We start from the raw sequence: 24532 nt of genomic DNA on the forward strand, positions 1-24532 counted from the left end.
CAAAAAAGCCTCCTAGTTATATCTCTTTTTTTGTCCGTTCCGTTTATGAAATGGAAGGCATTATGTATAAAAAGGGAATTCCCCTATATTTAACAACTAACAATGTTCTAATCATACCATGTAATGACGTGTTTTTGACCTAGTTTTTTTTAAAATTTCATGTTTCTTTACATGTGATTGTAATATTTCTCAATATTCCACTTATTCCATTATCTGTCCTCAAATGAATGCAATAAAGGTAAGACTTTTACGGGCAGTTAATGCAGGATAACGAGCTCTCTTTCATATGAGAGACGAAATAAATCTTTCGCATTAGTGGTCGTTCTACAGAAATCGCACGTACGTTACCTTGCATTACGGCTTACTGTAACGCGGTTTCCGGAAGCAATGTTATACCAAGTCCAGCTCCTACCATCGCAATCATCGGTTCTGCATAAGATGTTTCAGCCGCAATTATTGGTTTCGCGCCCATACATTGAAATACATTCATAATCATTTTCCTTACATCACATATTTCTGGGTATACAATTAGCTGTTCATTAACAATTATTGCGCTAGTATGCAACAATTTATGGCAAAGAAAACAACATATAAAAATCCCCACCTCAGTTCGTTAGGTGGGGATTTTTCACATATGAACAGCTCTTGGTAGTTCATAATACATACTCGCTTTATATAATGTTCGTTCCATCCATTGCTCAATTTCCTTCGTATACATTTCTAAGAAAAACGTCTCAGACGGAAATGAGTGTAGCACCTCTGATATATATTGTGGATATAAAAACGGCATATTTATCATGCCTTTTAATTGCGTCATAAACATTGTAAAAGATATCTTTTTAAATTCTTGCTTCATTTGTCCTTGTTTAATGATTTGCTCTATATAATATCTTTCTCTAGAAAAATAAACGGTCATCACTTCACGAATTAATGTCGTATCAAGCGAAAGCTCTCTATAAAAAAAACGTGTCAGTTCTCTATTATCAAATTGATATCGTAAAATCCCGCGCACCATTTGCACCATCACATCTTTAGCCGATAAATATTCTCTCTGTTCAAATGACGTTTCAATTACGTGAATATATCCTTCTAAAAAATCAGTAATAAGCTGTTCTAATAACCCTTGCTTTCCAGCAAAATAATATGAAATATTCGCTACATTCACATCCGCTCGCTTTGCAATTTCTCGCACCGACGTTCCATCATAACCTTTCGTATTAAACAACGATATTGCCGCATCAATTACTTTTTGTTTCGTCTGTTTCATGCGCTCACTTCCTCTCACTGAACAGCTATAGTTTAAATTTCTTGACTTTTAAGACAAATTCCTTTAATTTTCTATCGACAAAGTCATGTGAAATACATCGTATTTTGCTATCGTTTTACATATCTCGCTAAAAAGGGAGTTGTTTCCATGTTTACAAAAGAAAGTTATGCAGGATCTCGTGAAGAGCAATATGAGACAGTAATTAAACAACTGGATGCATTATTAACTGGCGAACCGAACGTAGTCGCAAACTTATCAAATGCGTCCGCACTATTAAATCAATTTTTAGATCGCGTTAATTGGGTTGGCTTTTATGTAACAGAAGGAAATCAACTTGTTCTTGGACCATTCCAAGGGATGCCAGCTTGCGTGCGTATTCCGTTCGGACGTGGTGTTTGCGGCGTTGCAGCTGAAACAAAAACAACGCAACTTGTAGCAGATGTTCACCAATTCCCAGGACATATCGCTTGCGATAGTGCCTCTAATTCTGAAATCGTTGTACCGATTATGAAAGAAGGAAATATCATTGGTGTGCTTGATATTGATAGTCCTGAAAAAAATCGTTTCGATGAAGTAGATCAGCACTATTTAGAAAAGTTTGTGGAAACACTCCTAAAACATATTTAATAAAGAAAAGAGTGAGCTATCGATTACGTACGTAACGTACGAAACCGATAGCTCACTCTTTTTTATCCCGCATTAACGGGCAGTAAATTCGGCGAATACAAGGAAGTTAGGTGGGAGATAACTGCCCGTAAAAGCCCGATTTGTGAGGGCTAATAATCAGCGGGGGATGGACAAAACCCCCATTGATTAAAGTTTCACTTTATTGATTACTAACAGTAGATATCTTCTTTAGTGCCTGTTCTAAATCAGAAACGATATCTTCCCATGATTCTAAGCCGACAGATAGGCGTATTAAATTATCGAAAATACCCATTTCTTTTCTTAGTTCAGCTGGAATAGCTGCATGCGTCATCGTCGCTGGATGCTGAATTAACGTTTCTGTATCACCTAAACTTACGGCAATTGTAATAAAATGGAGGTCATTGATAAACGACTGTGTTTCCTCTTTCCCGCCTTTAATTGAAAAAGAAATAACGCCCCCGCCTCGTTTCATTTGGTGGGATGCTAATTCTCCCTCCGGATACCAAACACCTTCTACTGCTTCATGATTTTTCAAAAACGATACAATTTTTTCCGCATTATCACAATGACGATCCATTCTTACTGCTAATGTTTTTAATCCGCGTAACAATAACCACGCGTCAAACGGCGCCATAATACCGCCGATATCTTTTCGCATCGGACGGATTTTGTCAGCTAACGTTTTCGTTCTACAAATTGTTACACCCGCTACAACATCCCCGTGACCACCAATATATTTTGTCGCACTGTGAACGACGGCGTCACAACCGAGCTCAAGAGGTCTTTGTAAATAAGGGGAACAAAACGTATTATCGACAATAACAAGCAAATCATTGCGCTTCGCTACCCCGATCACCTTTTCTAAATCAATTAATTTCATCGTTGGATTTATCGGTGTTTCAACGAAAATGAGCTTTGTATTTGGACGAATTTCATTTTCAATATCAGTCTCTGTCTCCATATCACAAAACGAATGAGTAATCATAAATTTTTCTTCTAATACTTCTAAAAAACCGTACGTACATCCATATAATCCATTTGAACAAATAATATGATCTCCAGCCTTTAGAAAACCGATTAACGTTGCTGAAATGGCTGCCATACCTGAACCGAACGCCAGCGCTTCCTCTCCATCTTCTAAAACAGCCATACGTTCTTCAAATAATTTCACTGTTGGATTCCCAAGCCTTGAATAAATATAAGATGGATCTTCTCCCGCAAAACTCGCTTCTCCTTGCTGTGCTGTCTCAAACGTAAATGTAGAAGTTTGAAATAAAGGTGGTGTTAAACTTCCTTTATGTTCCTCAGATGTATAACCGTGATGAATTAACACTGTCTCCATATGCTTCTTTTTCATAAAAACATCCCCTTTATGTTTTTATTGCCGCATATTCACCAATAAAAATTTGATGAACGTTTTACTTCATTTTATGTAAGCGTTTTATTTATGTTTCTATCTCTTCTTTTATACTGTTTTAAATTCCTTCTTGTTAATTTCCAAAATTTATCTGCATAAAACAAAAAGGGAGTCGCTTGACGAAACTGTAAGTAAAAGATATAATAGCGTTTGTGTAAAATAAAAAGGCAGCCTTGTAATGTGAGTTTATCGTTTGTATTTTGTTCCTCTGCGGAGGTGTATCTCGTAACTCCCTGCTGCTGGAGCGAAGGTACATGAAAACAAAATACCCGTAAATATCGATTACGTCTGTTTTTATTTTACGAAAATAAAAACATTTTTAAAGGAGGAGTCAACTATGGCTCGTTATACAGGTCCAGCATGGAAACTGTCTCGTCGTCTTGGAATCTCTCTAAGCGGCACAGGAAAAGAATTAGAAAAACGCCCTTACGCACCAGGTCCTCACGGTCCTAACCAACGTAAGAAACTTTCAGAATACGGTTTACAATTACAAGAGAAACAAAAACTTCGTCACATGTACGGCATGACTGAGCGTCAATTCCGTCGCACATTTGACCAAGCAGGTAAAATGCCTGGTAAGCACGGCGAAAACTTCATGATCCTTCTTGAAGCTCGTCTTGACAACCTAGTTTACCGCATGGGCTTAGCTCGCACTCGTCGTGCAGCTCGCCAATTAGTAAACCACGGTCACATCACGGTTGATGGCGCTCGCGTAGATATCCCATCTTACCGCGTTAAACCTAACCAAACTATCAGCGTTCGCGAAAAATCTAACAGCCTTGTTGTTGTTAAAGAAGCGATCGAAGTTAACAACTTCGTACCAGAATACTTAACTTTCGATGCTGATAAGTTAGAAGCTACTTACACTCGTCACGCTGAGCGTTCTGAGTTAGCAGCTGAAATCAACGAAGCATTAATCGTAGAGTTCTACTCTCGTTAATCTCGGTACTCTGCAAAGAGTATTATTAAAAGCCTTAGGAACCTTGTTTATCAAGGGGCCTGGGCTTTTTTTATTTATATAAATGTCGTATGTATAGTAAGATACTTCAAGGAAGTTTTTTCATGAGTTATGGATAATCGTCCTTACTTCTCTTTTATTCATTCCAACGATTGGATTCTCTTTAATACTAGCTCCGTTTATTGTGCAAAATTTTATAATCCATCTTCATTACATGCTGTTATACTTATTCCCTTAAACATATAATCATTTCATTTTCAGACTACTCCTTTTTTCATTACTTCCAAATTATATCTCAATAGAAAAAGCTACCAAAGAAACTAAAACGTTCTCTCTGGTAGCTCTTATTTATATATTAAAATTATTTATTTTCCTCTTTTTGAACATATACATAAGCATCTTTCTGCTCTTTATGTACATCAACCTTCGAATGCTCTGCAAGCTGACCAGCGTTTAGCAAAGAAAAAATAATGAGCGCTTCTAGTGACATTTTGTTTTACCACTCCTTTCTATTTGTTATACGTTTATCATATCGCTTACATGTGATTTCCGTATGAACTCGAAAAGGAGATTACAACAAAAAGGTTACAGGAATACGAATGCACGCTATAATAACCATTAAATAGGAGGTTGTTTCATTTTGACAATAAACCAAATGGTTCAATTGGGTAGTGCCTGTATGCTTTTTATTACTTCAGCTTTGATTAGTTGGTATCAAGGGAGTAATTTAATAGACTATCCCGATGAATGGAAATATAGCGCTAAGTTTACGAATTATTTTAAAGGGTACGTTTCACATTATGACGATATTTATCAAATCGATTTCTTTATATATGCGGCAAAATTTTATCCCACAGCATTTGTCGTTATGCTAATTAGCTTACTTTATATGCTCGTATTAATTCTTCATATTCTATTTAAAAGAAATCATGAGGCAATTTAAATACATACATAAAAACCCCGAACGATAGACTTTTCAGCCTACCATTCGGGGTACTATTTGTTTTACATTCGTTTCTGATTAGTAACGAATTAAGAAATATTTCTTCTTACCGCGGCGAATGATTGTAAATTTACCTTCGATGCGGTCGTTTTCTGTTACAACGTAGTCTAACGCTTGTGTACGCTCACCGTTTACGTAGATTGCACCGTTCGTTACATCTTCACGTGCTTGACGTTTAGATGGTGAAATTTTGCTTTCTACAAGTAAGTCGATTAATACTGTATCTTCTGCAGTACGTTCTACAGATGGTACATCTTTGAATCCTTGCTCGATTTCGCTTGCAGTAAGTTCTGCTACAGAGCCACTGAATAATGCAGCTGAAATTTTAATTGCTTGCTCTAACGCTTCTTCGCCATGAACAAGTTTTGTCATTTCAGATCCTAATGATTTTTGTGCTGCACGTTTTTCTGGTGCTTCAGCTACTTGCTTCTCAAGCTCAAGAATTTCTTCATGAGATAAGAATGTGAAGTATTTTAAGTATTTAACTACATCGCGGTCATCTGTATTGATCCAGAATTGGTAGAACTCGTAAGGAGTTGTTTTCTCTGGGTCTAACCAAATTGCGCCGCCCTCTGTTTTACCAAACTTCGTACCGTCAGATTTTGTAACTAGCGGAATTGTTAAACCGAACGCTTTCGCATCTTCTTCTGATTTACGGATTAATTCAAGACCAGCTGTAATGTTACCCCATTGGTCACTACCACCGATTTGTAGACGGCAATTATGGTTTTGGTATAAGTTTAAGAAGTCGTATGATTGTAAAATCATATAACTAAACTCAGTGAATGAAATGCCAGTATCTAAACGAGATGCTACTGTATCTTTTGCTAACATATAGTTTAAACCGAAGTTTTTACCGATATCGCGTAAGAATGAAATTACATCTAAGTTACCAAGCCAATCATAGTTGTTAGCCATTGTTGCTGGGTTGTCCACGTTTTCAAACTCTAAGAAGTTTGAAAGTTGGTTTTTAATGCTTTCCGTGTAGTAAGCAACTGTATCTTTCGTATTTAATGTACGCTCTGCTTTTTTACCACTTGGGTCACCGATCATACCAGTACCACCGCCAACAAGTGCGATTGGTTGGTGACCAGCTAATTGGAAACGACGTAACATTAATACTGGTAACATATGACCGATGTGTAAGCTATCGGCTGTCGGATCGAAACCACAGTATAATTTAACGCTTTCTTTTTCTAATAATTGCTCAAGGCCCTCAGCATCTGTTTGCTGGTTAATTAGACCGCGAAATTCAAGATCTTGTAAAATACCCATATCCTACATACTCTCCTTTAAGTTCATTACTGGCGTGAAGGTTGAAAACATAAAAAAATCGCCCCTTTAAATAAGGGACGATTTTGATCATCGCGTTACCACCCTAGTTGCAGACAAAAAAAGCCTACCACCTTATTTACATAACGGCTTAGCACCGTCTTTTCCCTTTTGAATATAACTCAATCGAAAAAAGATGCTCTAGGGGTGTAATTCGCGATCATCTATGTGCTGATTTCCACCGACCATCAGCTCTCTAAAACAGGGAAATGATCACTACTTCTCCCTTTCCACGCTCAATTATTCATATACTTTTCTTTATACCATCATTTATATAGGCGTGTCAAATAGAGGTATGAGTTCTTTCCCTACCAATCCTTTATAAAGTCGCAAGGAATATTGTAATAAGAGAAATAACTGGAACACCAACTAATAACGACACATGAAACACAACCGATAAATCATTCCCAATCGTCGCTTCCACAGGATCTTTCGCTGGAGAAGCAAGAAATCCAAGTAATCGCTCGAAGCGGCTTACCGTTTTTGGAAAATCCGGTATTTCTACATGATCGCTATCTAAATGCTGCTTTAATTTATATTCATTCTTAAAGGGATTTTCGTTCAATTTCATCCACCTCCAGCAATTGTTTTAATTTCTTTATCCCGTTATGAAGTCTCGACTTCACTGTTCCAACAGGAATATCCAGTACCTCTGCAATTTCTTTTTGCTGCATATCATGATAATAAGAAAGAATCAGGACCGCTCGCTGTTCTTCAGGAACTTTCAAAATTGCTTCTCTTACCGTAAGCCGGTCTTCGTGGGAAAACTCTACCTCTTGCATTGGTACTAAAAACGGTAAGAGCGAACGCCACTTTTTTCTTCTATTTAATTTATTAATCATAAGACGGTAACCGATTTGAAATAAATACGTTTTAATTTTTCCTTTTCGGGTTTCATACATATGTTTCTTACGCTCTAGAGTCAAAAACGTATCTTGAACGAGATCTATACTCAGTTGTTCATCACGATTAAATCGATACAAAAATGTATATAGCGCTGGTTTCAATAAAACGTATAGTTTTTCCCCAGCCTGCTTATCTCCACTTTGATACGCAAACATGAGCTCCTCCTCAATCCCAATCTGCGCCATGATTTTTGATCTCCTTTATTCCTTTTAACGTTAATGAAATTCGGGAAATTAAATATACACTTGCGACAATAATCCACACTTGTGATTGATTCGTAAAAAATTGAACATATGGGTTTTGAATTGTATGGCCGGTTGAAACTAAAATGTTTAATGCTTGCACACATATGCATGCATACACTGCAAGACTGGCCGAGATAGTATCAAATACATTCCAGCGAAAATACACTTTTGTTTTTGTAAAATCAATTTTATATCCTTTTTTCCGCACTATATATTTTCTATCAAACGGAATAATGATTGAAAACATAACAATCATCATAACTCCAGCTGTAATCATTGAAACTTTAAATCCAATTGGCATCGGTAATAACAGACCACAAGAAAATACGACTATAATTCCAATTAAAGCAAAAGTAAGAAGTAACTTATTAGACATATAAAAGCCTCCCTCATCTATTCTTTCATAAATGTATACAGACGAGGAAGGCGCTTCGTTCAAATATTATTTTATTTTTTTTATGATTCTCGCAGGATTCCCGCCAACTACTACATTATCTGGCACATCTTTCGTTACAACAGCGCCAGATGCGATAACTGCATTGTCTCCAATTGTTACGCCCGGATTAATGATAGCTCTTCCGCCAATCCATACGTTATCGCCAATTGTAACGGGTTTTCCGTACTCTGATCCGCTTATGCGCTCTACCGGATCAAGCGGGTGTGTTGCTGTATAAATGTGAACACCTGGAGCTAACATACAGTTCACTCCGATTGTAACTGGGCATACGTCTAAAATCGTACAGTCAAAGTTTGCGTAAAAGTTTTCACCAACGTGAATGTTATAGCCGTAATCACATCTAAAAGAAGATTCAAGATGAATGTTATCTCCAGTCGTTCCGAATAGTTCTTTTACGATTTCGCTACGCTCTTTTAATTGTACTTCTGGCGTATCATTTAATTTTCTCGTTAATATACGAGCCTGCTCCCTCTCTTGTACTAAAACTGGATCAGCCGGTATGTACATTTCCCGATACGATAAACTTAACTAAATCTATACAATTCAATCAAATTTATACAAGTTAGTGCTTCAAAGTGTTCTCGCACCCCCGAAGGGACGAGGGGTATAACACTCCACATGAGGCAGTATCGTTACCTCCTATTATCAAGCATTTATTTTACCCATCTTGATAAATTTATCGAAGCATTTACATCCCTATCGTGATGGCTATTGCACCCAACACAACGCCACTCACGTATTTTTAAACTCCACTGTCCTTCTGGTTGAACTAAATGGTCGTATTTCACTCCGCAACATGAGCAAATCTTGCTTGAGGCGAACCATTTATCAGCTTTTACATACTCAATGCCATACTTCTCGCACTTGTATGATAAACATTGAAAGAAGAAGTTTAATTTTTGAAATGAAAATGCTTTCGATAGTTTTTTGTTTTTTAACAGGTTTGAGATAGGTAAGTCTTCCACAACGACCCTCATTGGTTTGGTTTTCACCAATTTAGCTGTTGCTTGATGGATATGGTTATTTCGGATATTCGTAATTTTCCTAGATAACCGCAGGTGCTCAGTTTTAGCTTTTTCATATCCGGCAGACTGAATTTTTACACCTTTTTTAAATCTCCTAGACATATCTCTTTGTGCTGACTTTTTCCTTTTCAAAAGCTTTTTAACCTTGGCATCTTTGTTTATATTTCGTTCTTTCATACCATTAGAAGCTACAAACAGCTCTTTTACACCAACATCCACACCAATCGACTCATTGGTTAGTTCTTGTAATTCAAAGTCTTCTTGGAATCCTACACTAATCCACCAGTGACGACCGTCAAATGTAACTCTTGGATTTGATGGTTTTTTGTTTCTTGGTAGTTGTTGGCTTGTTTTCACTTCTCCAACGGACTGAATATGAACTACTTTCTTTCCTATAATCAGTCTTTCATAATTGGCATAAAATCCTTGGATTAAATCTTTTTTGGATTTATAAAAAGTGTGATAACCATTTTTGTACTTTTTGAACGAATTTTTTCTCGCCGTATCAAAATCTTTTGAAGCCTGTTTGGGAACTTGTGCGTTGATCTCATTTAACCACTCATATCTCTTTCGCTTCTTAATCTTTGTAAATCGTTTCTGTAAAGCTAACTGTGAAACAGATTTTCCAAATAGCTTATAGTATCTATCACTCATTCTTTTACAATAGTTATAAGCGAATCTTGCAGCACCAGCATGGTTTCTAAGCACTTGTTCTTGTTCAGGCGTTGGAATCAGTCTGACTTTCTTCGCCAATATCATCAGAATTTAACTCCTTTACTGTGCGATTATTCGGCACTCACCTTTCAGATAATGAAAGATTTGTTCTTCTGAATAGTAGCGTGTTCCACCAGCATTCTCCTCAGACTACTAGGATACAAACCTGTTAATTCCGATACTTGACTAACTCGTAAAAATTTCATTATTATTCTTACCTCATTGAATCCCCCATAGCACATACGTTCGTCACTTTCAATGAAGTTTGATAGATTCAATAAAATTTATCTCGTTCAACTAAGGGCGCAATTCCTTCGCCAGTTCTCTTATGAACTTCTCATGTTTTCACATGAGCGCAGACTATATGTTTATCTCTTTAGAGATAGAGGATTTTTCCATCACCATAGGCTTGTGATGTACTCTCGTCAGTTATACGAGATAGTCGTTGAACGTTCATCTTATCAATTTTGACTTAGACGATTCGATGCGGAAGACCCATTATTCTAGTGTTTAGGATTTAACCGTGCACGATCTGATTGATTTTTTCTGCTTTCGCAACATTCACGCTCACCATTTCTAGCCACGTTGTAGTTCAATCAGCTTTAGGGATTGCCCGCAGTTAACCCTCACTACTAGCCAATCACTTGACTAGCAGGGCTTACTGATATATTTAATTAACTTTAGTTATAATTGGTTAAATAAATCGTAACAGTTAGTTACCCTTGTATCATCTTTTCTTTTTCTGTTTTCATTTCCTTCTCCCCTTCCAACACGTATATATAAGTTTATCATAACACAAAAAGAAAGGTCTGAACGTATCATCGTTCAGACCTTTCTCTCTTAATCTTCCATCGTTGATAAATCGCCTGTTGGTAAGTTTAATTCCCACGCTTTTAATACGCGGCGCATAATTTTACCACTTCTCGTTTTCGGTAATTTATCTCTAAATTCAATTTGTCTTGGCGCTGCATGAGCTGCTAGACCCTTTTTCACAAATTGACGAATCTCTTCTTTTAATTCATCAGATGGTTCGTATCCCACGCGAAGCGCGATAAATGCTTTAATGATTTCCCCGCGTACTGGATCAGGAATACCAATTACACCAGCTTCTGCTACAGCAGCGTGCTCGATTAATTTACTTTCTACTTCAAACGGACCAACGCGCTCACCTGACGTCATAATTACATCATCAATGCGCCCTTGGAACCAGAAGTATCCGTCTTCATCCATATAAGCTGAATCACCTGATACGTACCAATCTCCCGGCATGAAGTAAGAATCATATTTTTGTGGGTTATTCCAGATTCCACGCATCATAGCTGGCCAACCTTTACCAATCGCTAAGTTCCCCATTGTGTATGGAGGCACTTCATTTCCTTCATTATCAACAATCGCTGCTTTCACACCTGGAATTGGTTTCCCCATTGAACCTGGACGGATTTCCATACAAGGATAGTTACAAATAACTTGTCCGCCTGTTTCTGTCATCCACCACGTATCATGAATACGAAGTCCAAATGCGCTCATACCCCAGCGAATTACTTCTGGATTTAATGGCTCACCAACACTTAATACGTGACGCACTTGTGATAAATCATATTTTTTAATTGCGTCTTGTCCAGCTCCCATTAACATACGGAACGCTGTCGGTGCACTATACCAAACTGTTACACCGTAATCTTGCAGTGCTTCATACCATGCCTCTGGACTAAATCTCCCGCCTAAAATAACATTTGATGCTCCCACTAACCACGGTGCAAAAATACCGTAAGCTGTTCCAGTTACCCAGCCTGGGTCAGCTGTACACCAATATACATCATCTTCTTTTAAATCTAATACCCATTTCGCTGTTTGATAGTGCTGAACCATTGCGTTTTGAGCATGAAGGACGCCTTTTGGCTTACCAGTAGAACCAGATGTGTAATGTAGAATTAAACCGTCTTCACGGCCTAACCACTCGATATGTAATTCTTTTGAAGCTTGTTCAAATAAAGGATTGAACGCTACAGTTTTACCGCCTTCTTCTGCATTGTCTCCAACAAGGAAGACTGTTTTTAAAGCAGGTAAATCATTTAATGGTATGCGCTCTAACAATTCAGGAGTTGTAATTAACACCTTCGCTTCGCTATCTTCTAAACGATCGCGAACTGCGCCTTCCATAAATGCTTCAAATAACGGTCCAACAATTGCCCCTAATTTCACTGCACCTAAAAGTGCGAAATATAATTCTGGGGAACGCGGCATAAAAATAAAAACGCGATCGCCTTTCTCAACATCGCCATAGTTTTTCAGGACATTTCCTGCTTTATTAGAAAAATCCTTCATTTCCTTAAACGTATATTTCTCTTTTCGCGATCCATCTTGATAATAAAGTGCTACTTTATTCTTTCGATCTGATTTCGCATGCTTATCAATTGCCTCATACGCCATATTTACTCGTCCTGTTTCATTCCAAGTAAAATTTTTATTAACCTCTTCCCAGTTAAAATTCGCGTATGCCTCTTCATAATTCGGCAAATTATTTTCTCCTTTAATGACAGGAAGCGTTTCCACTTTCATACTTTACATCCCCCTCCTATGTATTCTATTATCTATTATAATGACATTATTTAAAATTTTCAGTATTTTTGTTGATTTTTAGACAAATTTTTAATGACAAAATTCGATTCACATCGCATATATTATAAAGTACGATATTAATAGATTCACAAACCCTCAAGGTGGTGAGCAATAAATTGATTCATAAAAAAATATATAATGCCAGAAACTTAAAAACAGCGAAAGGCACTTTAATTATTGAAGGTCCTGTCTCTACACATAATCTTGAAATGTATGAATTTCATCCAGACTTAATTGCGTTTCGTCCTGCCGAGCAGCAATATAAAGCAATTGTCGAAATTTCTAAATTACCAGAAGCTCGTCTCATTATTGCTAGACATGACCAAACGATCGTTGGGTATGTTACATACTTATATCCTGATCCGCTCGAGCGATGGTCAGAAGGAAAGATTGAAAACTTAATTGAACTCGGGGCGATTGAAGTTGTCCCAGCCTTTCGTGGTTGCTCTGTCGGAAAAAATTTATTAGAAGTTTCAATGATGGACGATCATATGGAAGATTACATTATATTAACGACTGAATATTATTGGCACTGGGATTTAAAACAAACAGGCTTAAATGTTTGGGAATACCGAAAAGTAATGGAAAAAATGATGAATGCTGGTGGTTTACAATGGATGGCTACAGATGATCCTGAAATTTGTTCACATCCTGCCAACTGTTTAATGGTCCGCATCGGTAAACGTGTTGATACGGATTCCATTCAAGCATTCGATCGTCTACGTTTTCACAATCGTTTTATGTATTAATAAAGGGGGCAACTGGAATGATTGTAGAAGAAATTATGAATCAAGATGTAGTGACACTGCATCCAAACGATACAATTGAAACAGCAATCCGAACGATACGTACGAAAGGTATTCGGCACATTCCAATTGTCGATCAAAATAATCACGTAGTAGGCATTATTTCTGATCGGGATGTAAGAGATGCAAGTCCGTCTATTTTAGATGAACAAGTTTCACTCGATATGCTGAAGCAACCGCTTGAACTCATAATGAAACACCCTGTTATGACTTGTCACCCTCTCGATTTCGTTGAGGAAATTGCGACTTTATTTTTTGAAAATAAAATAGGCTGTCTTCCTGTTACGAAAGCTGGAAAACTCGTAGGTATCATTTCTGAATCTACAGTGCTACACACGTTAGTAAAATTAACAGGAGCTCATCAACCGAGTTCACAAATTGAAATTCAAGTGAAAAATGAGCCTGGTATTCTTGGAAAAGTCGTTGCTATTTTTAGTGATTTACAAATAAATATTGTGAGCGTTCTCGTCTATCCAGCAAAAGATGAGAATGATAAAGTGCTCGTTTTCCGCATTCAAACGATGAATCCTCTAAAAGTGATCGATGCACTCGAAGCAGAGGGCTACCGCGTATTATGGCCAAACATAATGGGGATGCAAGCATGAGCAGCGCCTTCATTTATTCGGATGACTTTCGGGGCTATTCTTTTAGCCCTGATCATCCTTTTAACCAACTACGCGTCACACTTACGTATGACTTATTACAAAAGAGTGGTTTTATCTCCCCTTCTCAAGTCATCTCGCCAAGAATGGCTACAGATGAGGAAATTGCATTCATTCATACAGAGGAGTACATAAATGCGGTAAAACTTGCTGGAGAAGGAAAGTTAGAAAAATCAATTGCGATGACATATGGACTTGGAACAGAAGATACACCAATGTTTCCAAATATGCATGAAGCAAGTGCATTACTCGTTGGCGGAACATTAACAGCTGTCGATGCTGTTCTTTCCGGGAAAGTAAAGCACGCCCTCAATTTAGGTGGCGGCTTACATCATGGCTTTCGTGGTAAAGCATCTGGCTTTTGTATTTATAACGATAGCTCTATCGCAATGAAATATATTCAGAAGAAATACGGTTTACGCGTTTTGTATATTGATACAGATGCTCATCACGGCGACGGGGTACAATGGTCTTTTTACGACGATCCTAACGTATGCACCATTTCATTACACGAAACTGGGCGTTATTTATTTCCTGGAACTGGCGCAGTAAATGAACGTGGACAAGGAAATGGATATAATTATTCTTTTAACGTTCCACTCGACGCTTTTACAGAAGACGAATCGTTTTTAGATTCATATCGAACAGTTGTAAAAGAAGTGGCAGCATACTTTAAACCGGATATTATTTTAACGCAAAATGGTGCTGATGCACATTATTACGATCCACTTACACACCTTTGCGCAACGATGAACATTTACCGTGAAATACCGAAGCTCGCTCGTGAAATCGCTAATGAATATTGCGACGGTCGCTGGATTGCTGTCGGCGGTGGTGGCTATGATCACTGGCGCGTCGTACCAAGAGCTTGGGCACTCATTTGGCTCGAAATGAACAACATCCAAAACATCTCAGGTTATCTCCCTCCAGAATGGATTGACGCTTGGAAAGGACAAGCAGAAACCGACCTTCCCCTTACATGGGAAGATCCAGACAACATGTATCAACCTATCCCTAGAAAACCAGAAATCGAAGAAAAAAATGCATTAACTGTAGCGAAATCTCTTGAAATTATTCGGAATAATATGACAAAATCTTTATATTAAACAGAGAGGAGGCTCGCTTTTGAACAGCCTCCTTTTATTTATAGCTAGCTATTATTGTCGTTTTCTGTCGGTAAGTCGATATATTTTGAGATTCGCTGCTATATTTTATTTAAGAATTAGCCGGTCCAACTTTTATGAGAAAAGGTCGTGATATTATGTGGACACAACAAATAATCAACACGAAACGTGGCACATTTGAAATCTTTACAAAAGGAAATGGCGAACCGCTTTGCATTACACATCACTATTCACAATTTAATGAAACTGGCGATTACTTTGCGGATGTTTTCACTGCTACGCATCGTGTATTGCTCATTAATTTACGAAACGCTGGTAACTCAGCAAAAGCCAATTCAGAAAAAGAATTAAGTATGATTGAAACCGTTCACGACTTAGAAGCAATACGAGAAACTTTACAACTCCCAACATGGCATTTCGCTGGCCACTCAACAGGCGGTATGCTTGGACTTTTATATGCGATTACATATCCAAATTCCTTACAATCATTAGTCATGGCCGGAGCCGCAGCAAGTAACTATACCGAAACACTATTTTGCATTTATCACCCAGCACATCCTCAGTTTCATTATATGCAACAACTCATCGAAAACTTGAAAAGCCCTCATCTTACAAATGCAGAACGAAAAGAATTATCTACTAAGAGAACAAAATTATCATTGTATAAACCAGAAAACTACAAATTTTATTTTTGTAAACCAATCCAAAAAACAATGTCCGCTAGCCGGATGAACACTTTCGCCAATGAATATCCGTCATTTGATTTAAGAGAGAATTTACCTTCCATCCAAACAAAGACCCTTATTATATGCGGAAGACATGATGTACAGTGCCCGATCCAATATTCTATCGAGATGCATGAGGGTATACGTAATTCTATCTTTGTGATATTTGAGGAGAGTAACCATTATCCTTTTTTAGAAGAAGCTGCTCAGTTTACTTCTACTACTCAAACATTTTATAAATCGTTACACTAGTACCGTTATTACTAAGGAAAGCTCACAGCCTCTATAAGAATATGAACTTTTTTCAAAAGAAATATTTCACACTAGAAACAACAAGAAGAACAAAAAAATCATTAAGCCTACATCAATGAATATCGACTTTTTATCTCCTGCTTTTATACTCATCATAAAATTAGAAATTATTTTAATTCCAAAAAAGACCATCATAAATAACCCACCGAAATGATCATTCGTAGAATCTTCATCATAAAACATTTGTATTGCACCGATAATTAGTAAGATAAGTATGATATTGGTTCCAATCTTTAAAGCCTTGTTTGATTTATTATCTTTTAATGTATCTCCCAAAATGTAGCACGCCCTCTCATGCTCTCCTATGTTTTATCTCTCTTTATATTTTAACATAAATTACCTATTATTCCCTTTTTGTTCGAATAACATAAAAAACCTACCAATTACTTGGCAGGTACATTACACGTTAAAGCGATAACCAGCTCCCCACACTGTTTCAATATATTGCGGGTGAGCAGGATCTCTTTCAATTTTTTCACGTAGCTTTCTAATGTGAACAACGACAGTGGCTAAATCGCCAGCTGATTCTAGTCCCCAAATACGTTCAAATAACTGTTCTTTATTTAATACTTGGTTTGGATGCGTTACAAAGAATGTTAATAAATCAAATTCTTTCGTTGTAAACGCAATTTCTTCATTGTTTATAAAAACTTTTCTCGCTCGCTGATCAATAGAAATTCCATGAATATATAACGTATCGCGTTGCTTACTCACATTTCCTGATAATCTTTCATAACGAGAAATATGTGCTTTTACTCTTGCGACTAATTCACTTGGACTAAACGGCTTCGTTATATAATCATCCGCGCCTAAACCGAGTCCGCGAATTTTATCTATATCCTCCTTCTTTGCTGAAACAAGTAAAATCGGAATGTCTTTTATAGCACGTATTTGTTTACAAATTTCAAAACCATTCATTTTCGGAAGCATAATATCTAAAATAATTAAATCATAGTCTTCCTGAAGAGCCATTTGTAGACCTATTTCACCTGAATACTCTACATCGACTTGAAAATCACTAATTTCTAAATAATCTCGCTGTAATTCTGCAATACTTATTTCATCTTCTACTAGTAAAATTCTCTTCATTCTACTCACCACATTCCTGTACTTTTTTCAATGAGAAGAAAATACTTGTACCTTCCCAAAGCTTACTTTCCGCCCAAATTTCCCCGCCATGTTCTTCAACAATTTGCTTCGCTATCGCTAAGCCAAGTCCACTTCCACCTGTGCTAGAATTTCGCGATTGCTCTGCACGATAAAACCGCTCAAATATATACGGCAGCGTATCAGCTTCTATACCTGACCCATTGTCCATCACTTTCACAATAACTTTATTGTTATCACTCAATACTGTTACAGTAATTTTCTTCTCTTCTTTATCCATGTATTTCACACTATTATGAATCAAATTTGATATCACTCTATTTATCTTTTCGCAATCAGCCGTTACATATAGTGGTGATGATTGTAATTGTAAGTAAACTTCTATACCTTCCTCACTTAAATCCATCTGCATCTCTTCTAATAATTCCTGCATAAACACGTTTAACTCTATCGTTTCAAACTGAAAGGGAACTCGATTCAAATCAAGCTTTGAAAACAAAAAGAGCTCATCAATGAGTGTATCCATATGTTTTGCCTTCGTATGAATGGTCGTTAAATACTTATCCATTTTTTCTGGCGTATTTGCGACTCCATCTTTTATGCCTTCTACATATCCAATAATAGATGTAATCGGTGTTTTTAAATCATGAGATATGTTTGAAATGAGTTCTTTTCGATTTTCTTCATACTGTGCTTGCATCTCTATCGACTCTTTTAATCTCTTCCTCATTTCCTCAAACCCTTGATTTAATCGCCCAATCTCATCATAGGATGTAACTGGAATTTGAAAATCTAAATCCCCTTCTTTAATTCTCCCAGTCGCATCTTTCAATACAAAAATTGGTTTTATCACACTTCTTGAGACGAAATAACTTAATAACCCTATGAGTAAAATAGCTAACAGTAAAAGCGCTCCGAACAAAATTGGAAATAATTTTTGTGTAAGATCGACAAATGAACTCTGCCTTTTTAGTACAAATATACTCCCTTCTTCATTTTCTGGAAAATAAAAATCAAATTTTACATATCGATAAAATGTATCGCCTAGTTCCGTTGTACCACGACTATTAATATTTGCTGATTCAAATTTCGGAATGGCTTCTTTTAAAGATACACCTTCAAATATTTTTGTAGCATAAGAAATCGTTTCTCCCTTTCTTACAACTATTTTCACACCTTCTTTTTCAAGTGATGAAACGAACGATTCATCTAATAGTTGTGATTGATTTTTCTTTGCCGCTAATTTCAATTCAATATACGTATTCTCTTCTTCTGGCGTAAGCGGCTTTTGAATATAGGAACTTTTATAGAAATTTTTCACTGATTCCAAGTCTCCTGTTATGGAAAAAACAATTAAAAATCCCGCGACTAATATGAGCGTGATGGAAACGAGAATAACAGCGATATAAGAAAATAAAAATCTTGTTTTAATAGACATAATTAAAATCCTCACTTTATCTATCCTTATTACTCATAAGCATAAAAATATATGTTCAAATACTCAAGCGATTTTATAGTAATTTTAGCACCAGTTTATAAAAATTTAATGTTCCTATTTTACAGTTTAAATTAGGATACCGAATTGCTTACAAAAGGAGGTTGAAATTCCATGTTCAAAAAAACATTAAGCATGATATGTTGCGTAATTTTTTTACAAGGATACTCACAAGAACAAGAAGTTAAAAAGGAGATGACAAACATGGAGACAGCACTACTAACAGCTACTGAGAAACAAGAAACGAATACTGTTATATCATTACTCAAAAAAGGGGCTGACATAAATATAACGGACAATAAAGGACGTACTTCTCTTATGATTGCTACATACAAAAATGATGTAAAAACCGCCAAAGCTCTTATCGACGCTGGTGCTGACGTAAATATCCAAGATGATATGAAAAACAATCCATTTCTATACGCCGGTGCAGAAGGTTACTTGGACATTTTAAAACTAACGATTGATGCTGGTGCGGATCCAACGCTTACGAATCGTTACGGCGGAACAGCTCTTATTCCCGCGTCAGAACATGGCTATATTGATGTAATAAAAGAACTCCTCACTCGAACAAATATCGATGTAAACCATGTAAATAACCTCGGATGGACAGCTTTAATGGAGGCCATCGTACTAAGCAACGGAAATGAAACACAGCAAAAAGTCATTCAACTTCTTATTGAACATGGTGCTGATATAAATATTCCCGACAATGATGGTATTACCCCATTGCAACACGCCCGTACTCATAACTTTGAAGAGATAGAGAAGATTTTATTAGCGACAAATAAATAAAAGCTCATTTCCTATAAAAAACGTATCATTTTCAAATCTATTTTTTGCCATTCTCCCCAGTCTATGCTACAGTTATTTCGTCACATAGCTATACAGCTAGACAACTTATATATTTATAATAGGGTGGGAAAAAAACATGAGCAAACCTCGTATTGGAATGATTGGATTAGGTAGTATTGCACAAAAGGCTTACCTTCCAACACTGACAAAGGAAACTGATTGGACTTTTGTGGGAGCGTTTACACCTAATGTTAATAAAAGAAAACAAATTTGCGAGCAATATCGTATTCAAGATTTCGCTAACCTTCAGGCACTCGCTTCAGAATGTGATGCGGCTTTCGTTCATAGTTCAACTGCTACACATTATGAAATCGTTTCTGAACTTCTGAAAAAAGGAATCGATGTTTATGTTGATAAGCCGCTAGCTGCTACTATTGAACAAGCAGAGAAGCTAGTTGACATGAGTGAAAAGTACAATCGAAAGTTAATGGTAGGATTTAATCGCCGATTCGTTCCTATGTACGTTGCTGCCAAAGAGCAAGCTAATGATACTTCATGGATTCGAATTGAAAAGCACCGCACAAATAAGGTGGGGCCATATACGTATGACTTTACTATGTTAGATGATTACTTACATATTGTAGACACTGCTCGCTGGTTAGCTAACGATGACCTTAACATCGTTCATAATATGATGCAAATCAATGAAAAGAACGAACTTCTTTACGGACATCATACATATACAACTGCAAATGGACTTTTACTTTCTACGGCGATGCACCGCCATGCAGGTACAAATTTAGAACAAATTGAACTTGTAACGGCAGGTAAAATCATTCGCGTAAAAAATATGAACACATTTGAAATTGAGCAAGAAAACTCCGTTTCACAAAGTGGTTCACCATCATGGGATACGACGTTAAAACAGCGCGGTTTTGAAGATGCTGTTCATCATTTTATCGAATGTGTTCACGGAGATACAAAACCTGTTGTAGATGGATTAGAAGGATTAAAAACGCAGCAACTGTTGCAATCTCTACTGGAGAATGCAACTAAAAATTAAAACGGATACATTTTTCAGAATTTACTTTCATTCCCATTTCCTCTTTATTTCTCTCGCAAATTTCTATAGAATATGTTGATAGGAATTATATATTTCATATTGAATCGTGGAAAGGATGGGATTAACACATGTGGAATGAATTTAAAAAGTTCGCTTTAAAGGGAAACGTCATTGATCTAGCTGTCGGGGTTGTAATCGGTGCTGCATTCGGTAAAATCGTTAGTTCTTTAGTAAAAGATATCATTACACCATTAATAGGTTTATTAATGGGAGGAATTAACTTCACAGGATTAAAATTCACAGTAGGCGAGGCCTCTATTAAATATGGTAACTTTATCCAAACGATATTTGACTTCCTAATTGTTGCATTTGCAATCTTCATTTTCGTTAAAGTCTTTAACAAAATGACTTTAAAAAGAGAAGCTGAAAAGAAAGAAGAAAAAGCAACAAAAGAAGAAGTTCTTCTTAGCGAAATTCGCGACTTACTAAAACAACAAAACTCTTCTAAAGATAGAGCATAATTGAACGGATAAAAAGGCATGCCCCCTCGGGACATGCCTTTTCTATATGCTATAAAGTTTCCGAATTCATATGAATAAATAAAATAATACCAGCAACCATAAGTACCATAATACTACCTGCAAATAGTGTAATACCCATGAACATTAAACTTGTGCTCATGTCCACTGATACACTTTCAATAAAAATAGAAATTACATACGTGATAAGGGCGATTCCTGCAAGAATACTTCCTGGAACAAATCGCTTTAAGCCATTTTGTTTTAACGTCATATATGCAAAAATAGCAGTCATGCAAAGCGTAATTATCCAAAGAACGATCATCTCTTCTCCCCCCTCACAAGCCTTTTCTTTCTATTATACATGACATTGCCCTATAATAGTTAAATTTGCACTTGTGTGACATATAACAAGGAATCTCCCCCACTGTAGCGAAAGCATTACAACATACACTTACACAATAAGGAGGCTTTCATTTGGAATACACTACCACATGCAATTTGGAGCTATCCGAAAGATTCGATTATGTTACGATTGACTTAGAAAAACAGTTTTTTTGCATCGACGTTGTAAATTTGCAAAGCAATACAGCTGTACTAAAAATATCAATTAACTTGGAAATAGATGAAACAATGGTAGAGGGAAATATAATTCAGTACGATACTTTGTACATAGACACATTATTACAAGGATTAAAATGTATTGCTCAAACATGTATTGATCGCAATTTAAGAAACCAAGAGGAACTGTTCGCATTTTTAGAAGAAAATGCGCCCTAATAATAAATGGTTTTTTTCTTTTTATTGATATAATTGTTATATAGAAATATTCTTTGTAAGGGAGTGTTCATAATGATTTGAATTTCACTAATCGTATTAGCCTATTTCATCATTCTCGTCCCAATACAGTACAACTATATTAAGATGCTCAAGGAAAAACAGAAAAAAATGAACGTGTCTCAAAATGAACTTTACGACAAAATGTCTTATGAAGAATCCCAAGTACATTATCATTATCAAAGTAACGTATTTACAATACCCGCTTCACTTATCGCGAGTATTGTTTATAAAGTAAAACATTCAGCATAAGGAGATTCTCCCATATGTATGCTGTAAAATTATTATTTGAATCTGTCCATTCAGGTAAACCTAATCCTAGTAAAATTGATGAACATTATGAAGAGAATCACGATACACTTTTTGAAGAAAGTATCATTCTCGTTAAGGCGAACAGTTTAGAGGAAGCTCATGAGCTAGGTGAAAAGATAGCTCTACAGTCTGAAGATACGTACGATAATATGTACGGTGAGCAAGTAACATGGACGTTTAGAAAAGTGTTGCATGTTTTCGAATTAGATGACACACCATTTGAGACAGGAAAAGAATTATATGCACGCTTTTTACATGTTAAGAAAACTGAAAGTGTAGATACAGTAGTTAAACACCATTATCCTGAATATGAATAAAAGCTCACAGCTATCGCTGTGAGCTCTCTTATTCTTACTTCGTTGAATCTCTAAATTGGATACGGTGAGGTAAGATAACTGAGTGATCTTCTACTTTTTCTTTGTTCATATATTTCGTTAGTAGACGCATTGCTACTGCACCGATATCATACATTGGTTGTACAACTGTCGAAAGTTGCGGGCGAACCATTAATGCAAGACGTGTGTTGTCAAAACCAAGCACTTCGATATCCGTTGGTACGTTTAATCCCGCGTCTTGTGCTGCGTGGATTACACCTAGTGCCATTTCATCAGAAGATACGAAGATTGCTGTTGGTTTTTCATCCATGCCCCAAAGTCTTTCAAACGCTTCTATACCTGAATCATATGTGTAATCTCCATCAATTATAAGATTTTCATCATATGAAATACCTGCTTCTTCTAAAGCTTTTTTATAACCTTGTAACTTCTTCGCGCTTCCTGCTTTATTAATGAAAGGACCAGAGACGAAACCGATACGTTTATGTCCTTGCTCAATAAAATGCTTCATTGCATCGTAAGCTGCTTGTGTATAATCGATATTTACTGATGACGTTTCATTTTGTTCATCAAATGACGCTGCTAATACAATTGGTACTGGAGATTTTTTGAACTCTTCAACGTGAATATCTGTAATATCTTCACCCATGAAAACAATCCCGTCCACTTGTTTCCCAAGCATCGTATTTAATAAGTGGAACTCTTTCTCTTTGTTCTGGTCAGAGTTACTTAAAATGATGTTATATTTGTACATTGTTGCGATATCTTCAATTCCACGAGCAAGTTCTGCATAAAACGTATTTGAGATATCAGGAATAATAACACCCACTGTAGTTGTCTTCTTACTTGCTAGTCCACGTGCTACCGCATTCGGGCGGTATCCTAAACGATCAATTGCTTCTAATACTTTCTTTCTTGTTGTAGGCTTTACATTTGGGTTACCATTCACAACGCGTGATACGGTAGCCATTGAAACATTTGCTTCACGCGCTACATCATAGATTGTTACGTTCATCTCTTCGCACACTCCTTCTATTTATGTTATCTATTTTTATGTATCGGTTCACTTGAATGAAAAAAAGACATCAACTCTATTTGCAGATGCCAACAATCGTCCCGAGTTCTTCCTTTTACTAATGATACGCTAAAAACACAGGGTCATACAATATTTTCCCGCAAAAGTTTCGAAAAAATTCGCTTCTTTTCTCGTATTTTCGTATTTTTTATGCAAAAAAGGTCAATTTTTGTAAAAAAGCTATGTAACAAGGGCTACATAGACTAAGAAATCTTTTTATAATTTACTTCCGAATGCTTTTAATTCTTTCATAAACTCATTGAATTCTGGAATGTCCATTTGCTGCGCTGCATTTGATAATGCAACTGCTGGGTCTGGATGTACTTCAGCCATAATAGCAAAAGCACCAATTGCCATAGCCGCTTTTGCAAACGGTAAGAGAAGGTCACGTCGCCCTGTAGGGTGTGTTACATCGACAACAACAGGTAAATGTGTTTCTTTCTTTTAAATTGGCACAGCAGAAATATCAAGCGTATTACGCGTTGCTGGTTCATATGTGCGAATACCACGCTCACATAAAATGATATTACCATTCCCCTCTGCCATACTATATTCTGCTACATTAATAAATTCTTCAATTGTTGCTGATAAACCACGCTTTAATAATATTGGTTTATTTACAGCACCAGCTGCCTTTAACAGTTCAAAGTTTTGCATATTGCGAGCGCCAATTTGAATAACATCAACATAATCTGACACTTTAAAGAAGGCACTGAAAGAGTCTATTTCATAAGAAAAAAGAGGTCATTCCCTACTATGTACAGGTAATGACCTC

General features: G+C 36.6%; 28 protein-coding genes, 3 pseudogenes and 1 other annotated feature. Of the genes and pseudogenes, 14 read left to right on the forward strand and 17 right to left on the reverse strand.

Translation table 11 applies throughout. The features are described from left to right. Positions 1–247 precede the first annotated feature (247 nt). Positions 248–541 (reverse strand): annotated as a pseudogene (locus JFU23_RS11155) (LysR family transcriptional regulator substrate-binding protein); the annotation flags it as partial. On the opposite strand from JFU23_RS11155, the pseudogene JFU23_RS31185 reads away from it, so the two are divergent. After that, positions 489–617: pseudogene (locus JFU23_RS31185) on the forward strand (EamA family transporter); the annotation flags it as partial. The pseudogenes JFU23_RS11155 and JFU23_RS31185 overlap by 53 nt on opposite strands. 11 nt (positions 618–628) lie before the next feature. On the opposite strand, the gene refZ reads toward JFU23_RS31185, so the two are convergent. Beyond that, positions 629–1267 (reverse strand): forespore capture DNA-binding protein RefZ, encoded by a 639-nt coding sequence (gene refZ, locus JFU23_RS11160; protein ID WP_060750625.1) that lies wholly within the window; start codon positions 1265–1267, stop codon positions 629–631. A 147-nt stretch (positions 1268–1414) separates the two neighbouring features. Between refZ and JFU23_RS11165 the strand changes: the two genes are divergently transcribed. Then, the gene (locus JFU23_RS11165) at positions 1415–1894 is read left to right on the forward strand and encodes a GAF domain-containing protein (protein WP_002138633.1); all 480 of its coding nucleotides are present in this window, start codon (positions 1415–1417) and stop codon (positions 1892–1894) included. A 199-nt stretch (positions 1895–2093) separates the two neighbouring features. Here the strand turns inward: JFU23_RS11165 and megL are convergent, their stop codons facing one another. Beyond that, the gene (gene megL / locus JFU23_RS11170) at positions 2094–3272 is read right to left on the reverse strand and encodes a methionine gamma-lyase (protein WP_201031903.1); all 1179 of its coding nucleotides are present in this window, start codon (positions 3270–3272) and stop codon (positions 2094–2096) included. 397 nt (positions 3273–3669) lie between these two features. On the opposite strand from megL, the gene rpsD reads away from it, so the two are divergent. Next, a complete protein-coding gene (gene rpsD / locus JFU23_RS11175) occupies positions 3670–4272 on the forward strand; it encodes a 30S ribosomal protein S4 (RefSeq protein ID WP_002015568.1) in 603 nt (200 codons plus the stop codon). Positions 4273–4651: 379 nt separating this feature from the next. Here the strand turns inward: rpsD and JFU23_RS11180 are convergent, their stop codons facing one another. After that, entirely contained in the window at positions 4652–4780 is a 129-nt protein-coding gene (locus tag JFU23_RS11180) for a hypothetical protein (RefSeq protein WP_000050938.1), read from the reverse strand. A gap of 150 nt (positions 4781–4930) precedes the next feature. Between JFU23_RS11180 and JFU23_RS11185 the strand changes: the two genes are divergently transcribed. Next, positions 4931–5233: a YjdJ family protein gene (locus tag JFU23_RS11185; RefSeq protein WP_085312527.1), complete on the forward strand. Its 303-nt coding sequence runs from the start codon at positions 4931–4933 to the stop codon at positions 5231–5233. Between the two features lie 78 nt (positions 5234–5311). Here the strand turns inward: JFU23_RS11185 and tyrS are convergent, their stop codons facing one another. The 7 genes from tyrS to acsA form a co-directional block, all read right to left on the reverse strand. After that, positions 5312–6568, reverse strand: a complete 1257-nt coding sequence (gene tyrS / locus JFU23_RS11190; RefSeq protein ID WP_113770009.1) for a tyrosine--tRNA ligase — start codon at positions 6566–6568, stop codon at positions 5312–5314. A gap of 70 nt (positions 6569–6638) precedes the next feature. Next, positions 6639–6867: a binding site (T-box leader), on the reverse strand. 77 nt (positions 6868–6944) lie between these two features. Next, positions 6945–7190: a hypothetical protein gene (locus JFU23_RS11195; RefSeq protein WP_016092439.1), complete on the reverse strand. Its 246-nt coding sequence runs from the start codon at positions 7188–7190 to the stop codon at positions 6945–6947. Then, positions 7171–7716: an RNA polymerase sigma factor gene (locus JFU23_RS11200; RefSeq protein ID WP_085312528.1), complete on the reverse strand. Its 546-nt coding sequence runs from the start codon at positions 7714–7716 to the stop codon at positions 7171–7173. Before JFU23_RS11200 ends, JFU23_RS11195 begins: the two co-directional genes overlap by 20 nt. After that, a complete protein-coding gene (locus JFU23_RS11205) occupies positions 7697–8152 on the reverse strand; it encodes a hypothetical protein (RefSeq protein WP_002112291.1) in 456 nt (151 codons plus the stop codon). Before JFU23_RS11205 ends, JFU23_RS11200 begins: the two co-directional genes overlap by 20 nt. 66 nt (positions 8153–8218) lie before the next feature. Next, entirely contained in the window at positions 8219–8740 is a 522-nt protein-coding gene (locus tag JFU23_RS11210) for a sugar O-acetyltransferase (protein WP_201031904.1), read from the reverse strand. 146 nt (positions 8741–8886) lie between these two features. Beyond that, positions 8887–10017 (reverse strand): RNA-guided endonuclease InsQ/TnpB family protein, encoded by a 1131-nt coding sequence (locus tag JFU23_RS11215; RefSeq protein WP_201031905.1) that lies wholly within the window; start codon positions 10015–10017, stop codon positions 8887–8889. A gap of 795 nt (positions 10018–10812) precedes the next feature. Then, on the reverse strand, positions 10813–12531 hold the full coding sequence (gene acsA, locus JFU23_RS11220; protein ID WP_002067621.1) for an acetate--CoA ligase: 1719 nt from the start codon (positions 12529–12531) through the stop codon (positions 10813–10815). A 176-nt stretch (positions 12532–12707) separates the two neighbouring features. On the opposite strand from acsA, the gene acuA reads away from it, so the two are divergent. The 4 genes from acuA (at position 12708) to JFU23_RS11240 (ending at position 16160) form a co-directional block, all read left to right on the forward strand. Further along, positions 12708–13340, forward strand: coding sequence for an acetoin utilization protein acetyltransferase AcuA (gene acuA, locus JFU23_RS11225; RefSeq protein ID WP_002112293.1), 633 nt, complete (start codon positions 12708–12710; stop codon positions 13338–13340). Between the two features lie 17 nt (positions 13341–13357). Next, positions 13358–14002, forward strand: coding sequence for an acetoin utilization AcuB family protein (locus tag JFU23_RS11230; RefSeq protein WP_000634566.1), 645 nt, complete (start codon positions 13358–13360; stop codon positions 14000–14002). Next, positions 13999–15165, forward strand: coding sequence for an acetoin utilization protein AcuC (gene acuC / locus JFU23_RS11235; protein WP_002167566.1), 1167 nt, complete (start codon positions 13999–14001; stop codon positions 15163–15165). Before JFU23_RS11230 ends, acuC begins: the two co-directional genes overlap by 4 nt. Positions 15166–15299: 134 nt before the next feature. After that, entirely contained in the window at positions 15300–16160 is an 861-nt protein-coding gene (locus tag JFU23_RS11240) for an alpha/beta fold hydrolase (RefSeq protein WP_201031906.1), read from the forward strand. Positions 16161–16226: 66 nt separating this feature from the next. On the opposite strand, the gene JFU23_RS11245 is transcribed toward JFU23_RS11240, so the two are convergent. The 3 genes from JFU23_RS11245 to JFU23_RS11255 form a co-directional block, all read right to left on the reverse strand. Then, positions 16227–16496, reverse strand: a complete 270-nt coding sequence (locus JFU23_RS11245; RefSeq protein ID WP_002129432.1) for a hypothetical protein — start codon at positions 16494–16496, stop codon at positions 16227–16229. A 123-nt stretch (positions 16497–16619) separates the two neighbouring features. Then, a complete protein-coding gene (locus tag JFU23_RS11250; protein WP_002015585.1) occupies positions 16620–17309 on the reverse strand; it encodes a response regulator transcription factor in 690 nt (229 codons plus the stop codon). Position 17310: 1 nt separating this feature from the next. Beyond that, the gene (locus JFU23_RS11255) at positions 17311–18765 is read right to left on the reverse strand and encodes a sensor histidine kinase (RefSeq protein ID WP_201031907.1); all 1455 of its coding nucleotides are present in this window, start codon (positions 18763–18765) and stop codon (positions 17311–17313) included. 171 nt (positions 18766–18936) lie between these two features. Between JFU23_RS11255 and JFU23_RS11260 the strand changes: the two genes are divergently transcribed. The 3 genes from JFU23_RS11260 (at position 18937) to mscL (ending at position 21201) form a co-directional block, all read left to right on the forward strand. Beyond that, the gene (locus JFU23_RS11260) at positions 18937–19617 is read left to right on the forward strand and encodes an ankyrin repeat domain-containing protein (protein WP_201031908.1); all 681 of its coding nucleotides are present in this window, start codon (positions 18937–18939) and stop codon (positions 19615–19617) included. 136 nt (positions 19618–19753) lie between these two features. Beyond that, positions 19754–20680: a Gfo/Idh/MocA family protein gene (locus JFU23_RS11265; protein WP_201031909.1), complete on the forward strand. Its 927-nt coding sequence runs from the start codon at positions 19754–19756 to the stop codon at positions 20678–20680. 128 nt (positions 20681–20808) lie between these two features. After that, entirely contained in the window at positions 20809–21201 is a 393-nt protein-coding gene (gene mscL / locus JFU23_RS11270) for a large conductance mechanosensitive channel protein MscL (RefSeq protein WP_002143414.1), read from the forward strand. A 49-nt stretch (positions 21202–21250) separates the two neighbouring features. On the opposite strand, the gene JFU23_RS11275 is transcribed toward mscL, so the two are convergent. Further along, entirely contained in the window at positions 21251–21523 is a 273-nt protein-coding gene (locus JFU23_RS11275; protein WP_000636592.1) for a DUF3917 domain-containing protein, read from the reverse strand. Between the two features lie 152 nt (positions 21524–21675). On the opposite strand from JFU23_RS11275, the gene dhp61 reads away from it, so the two are divergent. From dhp61 to JFU23_RS11290, 3 genes are all read left to right on the forward strand, one after another. Continuing rightward, the gene (gene dhp61, locus JFU23_RS11280) at positions 21676–21978 is read left to right on the forward strand and encodes a protein Dhp61 (RefSeq protein ID WP_002129439.1); all 303 of its coding nucleotides are present in this window, start codon (positions 21676–21678) and stop codon (positions 21976–21978) included. Positions 21979–22059: 81 nt separating this feature from the next. After that, positions 22060–22287, forward strand: coding sequence for a DUF3949 domain-containing protein (locus JFU23_RS11285; RefSeq protein ID WP_201032275.1), 228 nt, complete (start codon positions 22060–22062; stop codon positions 22285–22287). Between the two features lie 14 nt (positions 22288–22301). Beyond that, a complete protein-coding gene (locus JFU23_RS11290) occupies positions 22302–22664 on the forward strand; it encodes a DUF4288 domain-containing protein (protein ID WP_002184820.1) in 363 nt (120 codons plus the stop codon). A 34-nt stretch (positions 22665–22698) separates the two neighbouring features. Here JFU23_RS11290 and ccpA read toward each other — a convergent pair whose 3' ends face one another. Together ccpA and JFU23_RS30240 are read right to left on the reverse strand one after the other, a co-directional pair. Further along, positions 22699–23697 carry a catabolite control protein A gene (gene ccpA, locus JFU23_RS11295; RefSeq protein WP_002034370.1) on the reverse strand — a complete coding sequence of 333 codons (999 nt, stop codon included), beginning with the start codon at positions 23695–23697 and terminating at the stop codon, positions 22699–22701. 276 nt (positions 23698–23973) lie between these two features. Beyond that, a pseudogene (locus JFU23_RS30240) lies at positions 23974–24453 on the reverse strand (bifunctional 3-deoxy-7-phosphoheptulonate synthase/chorismate mutase); the annotation flags it as partial. Between the last annotated feature and the right edge of the window lie 79 nt (positions 24454–24532).

The organism is Bacillus sp. TH50, assembly GCF_016650565.1.
Lineage (GTDB): Bacteria > Bacillota > Bacilli > Bacillales > Bacillaceae_G > Bacillus_A > Bacillus_A mycoides.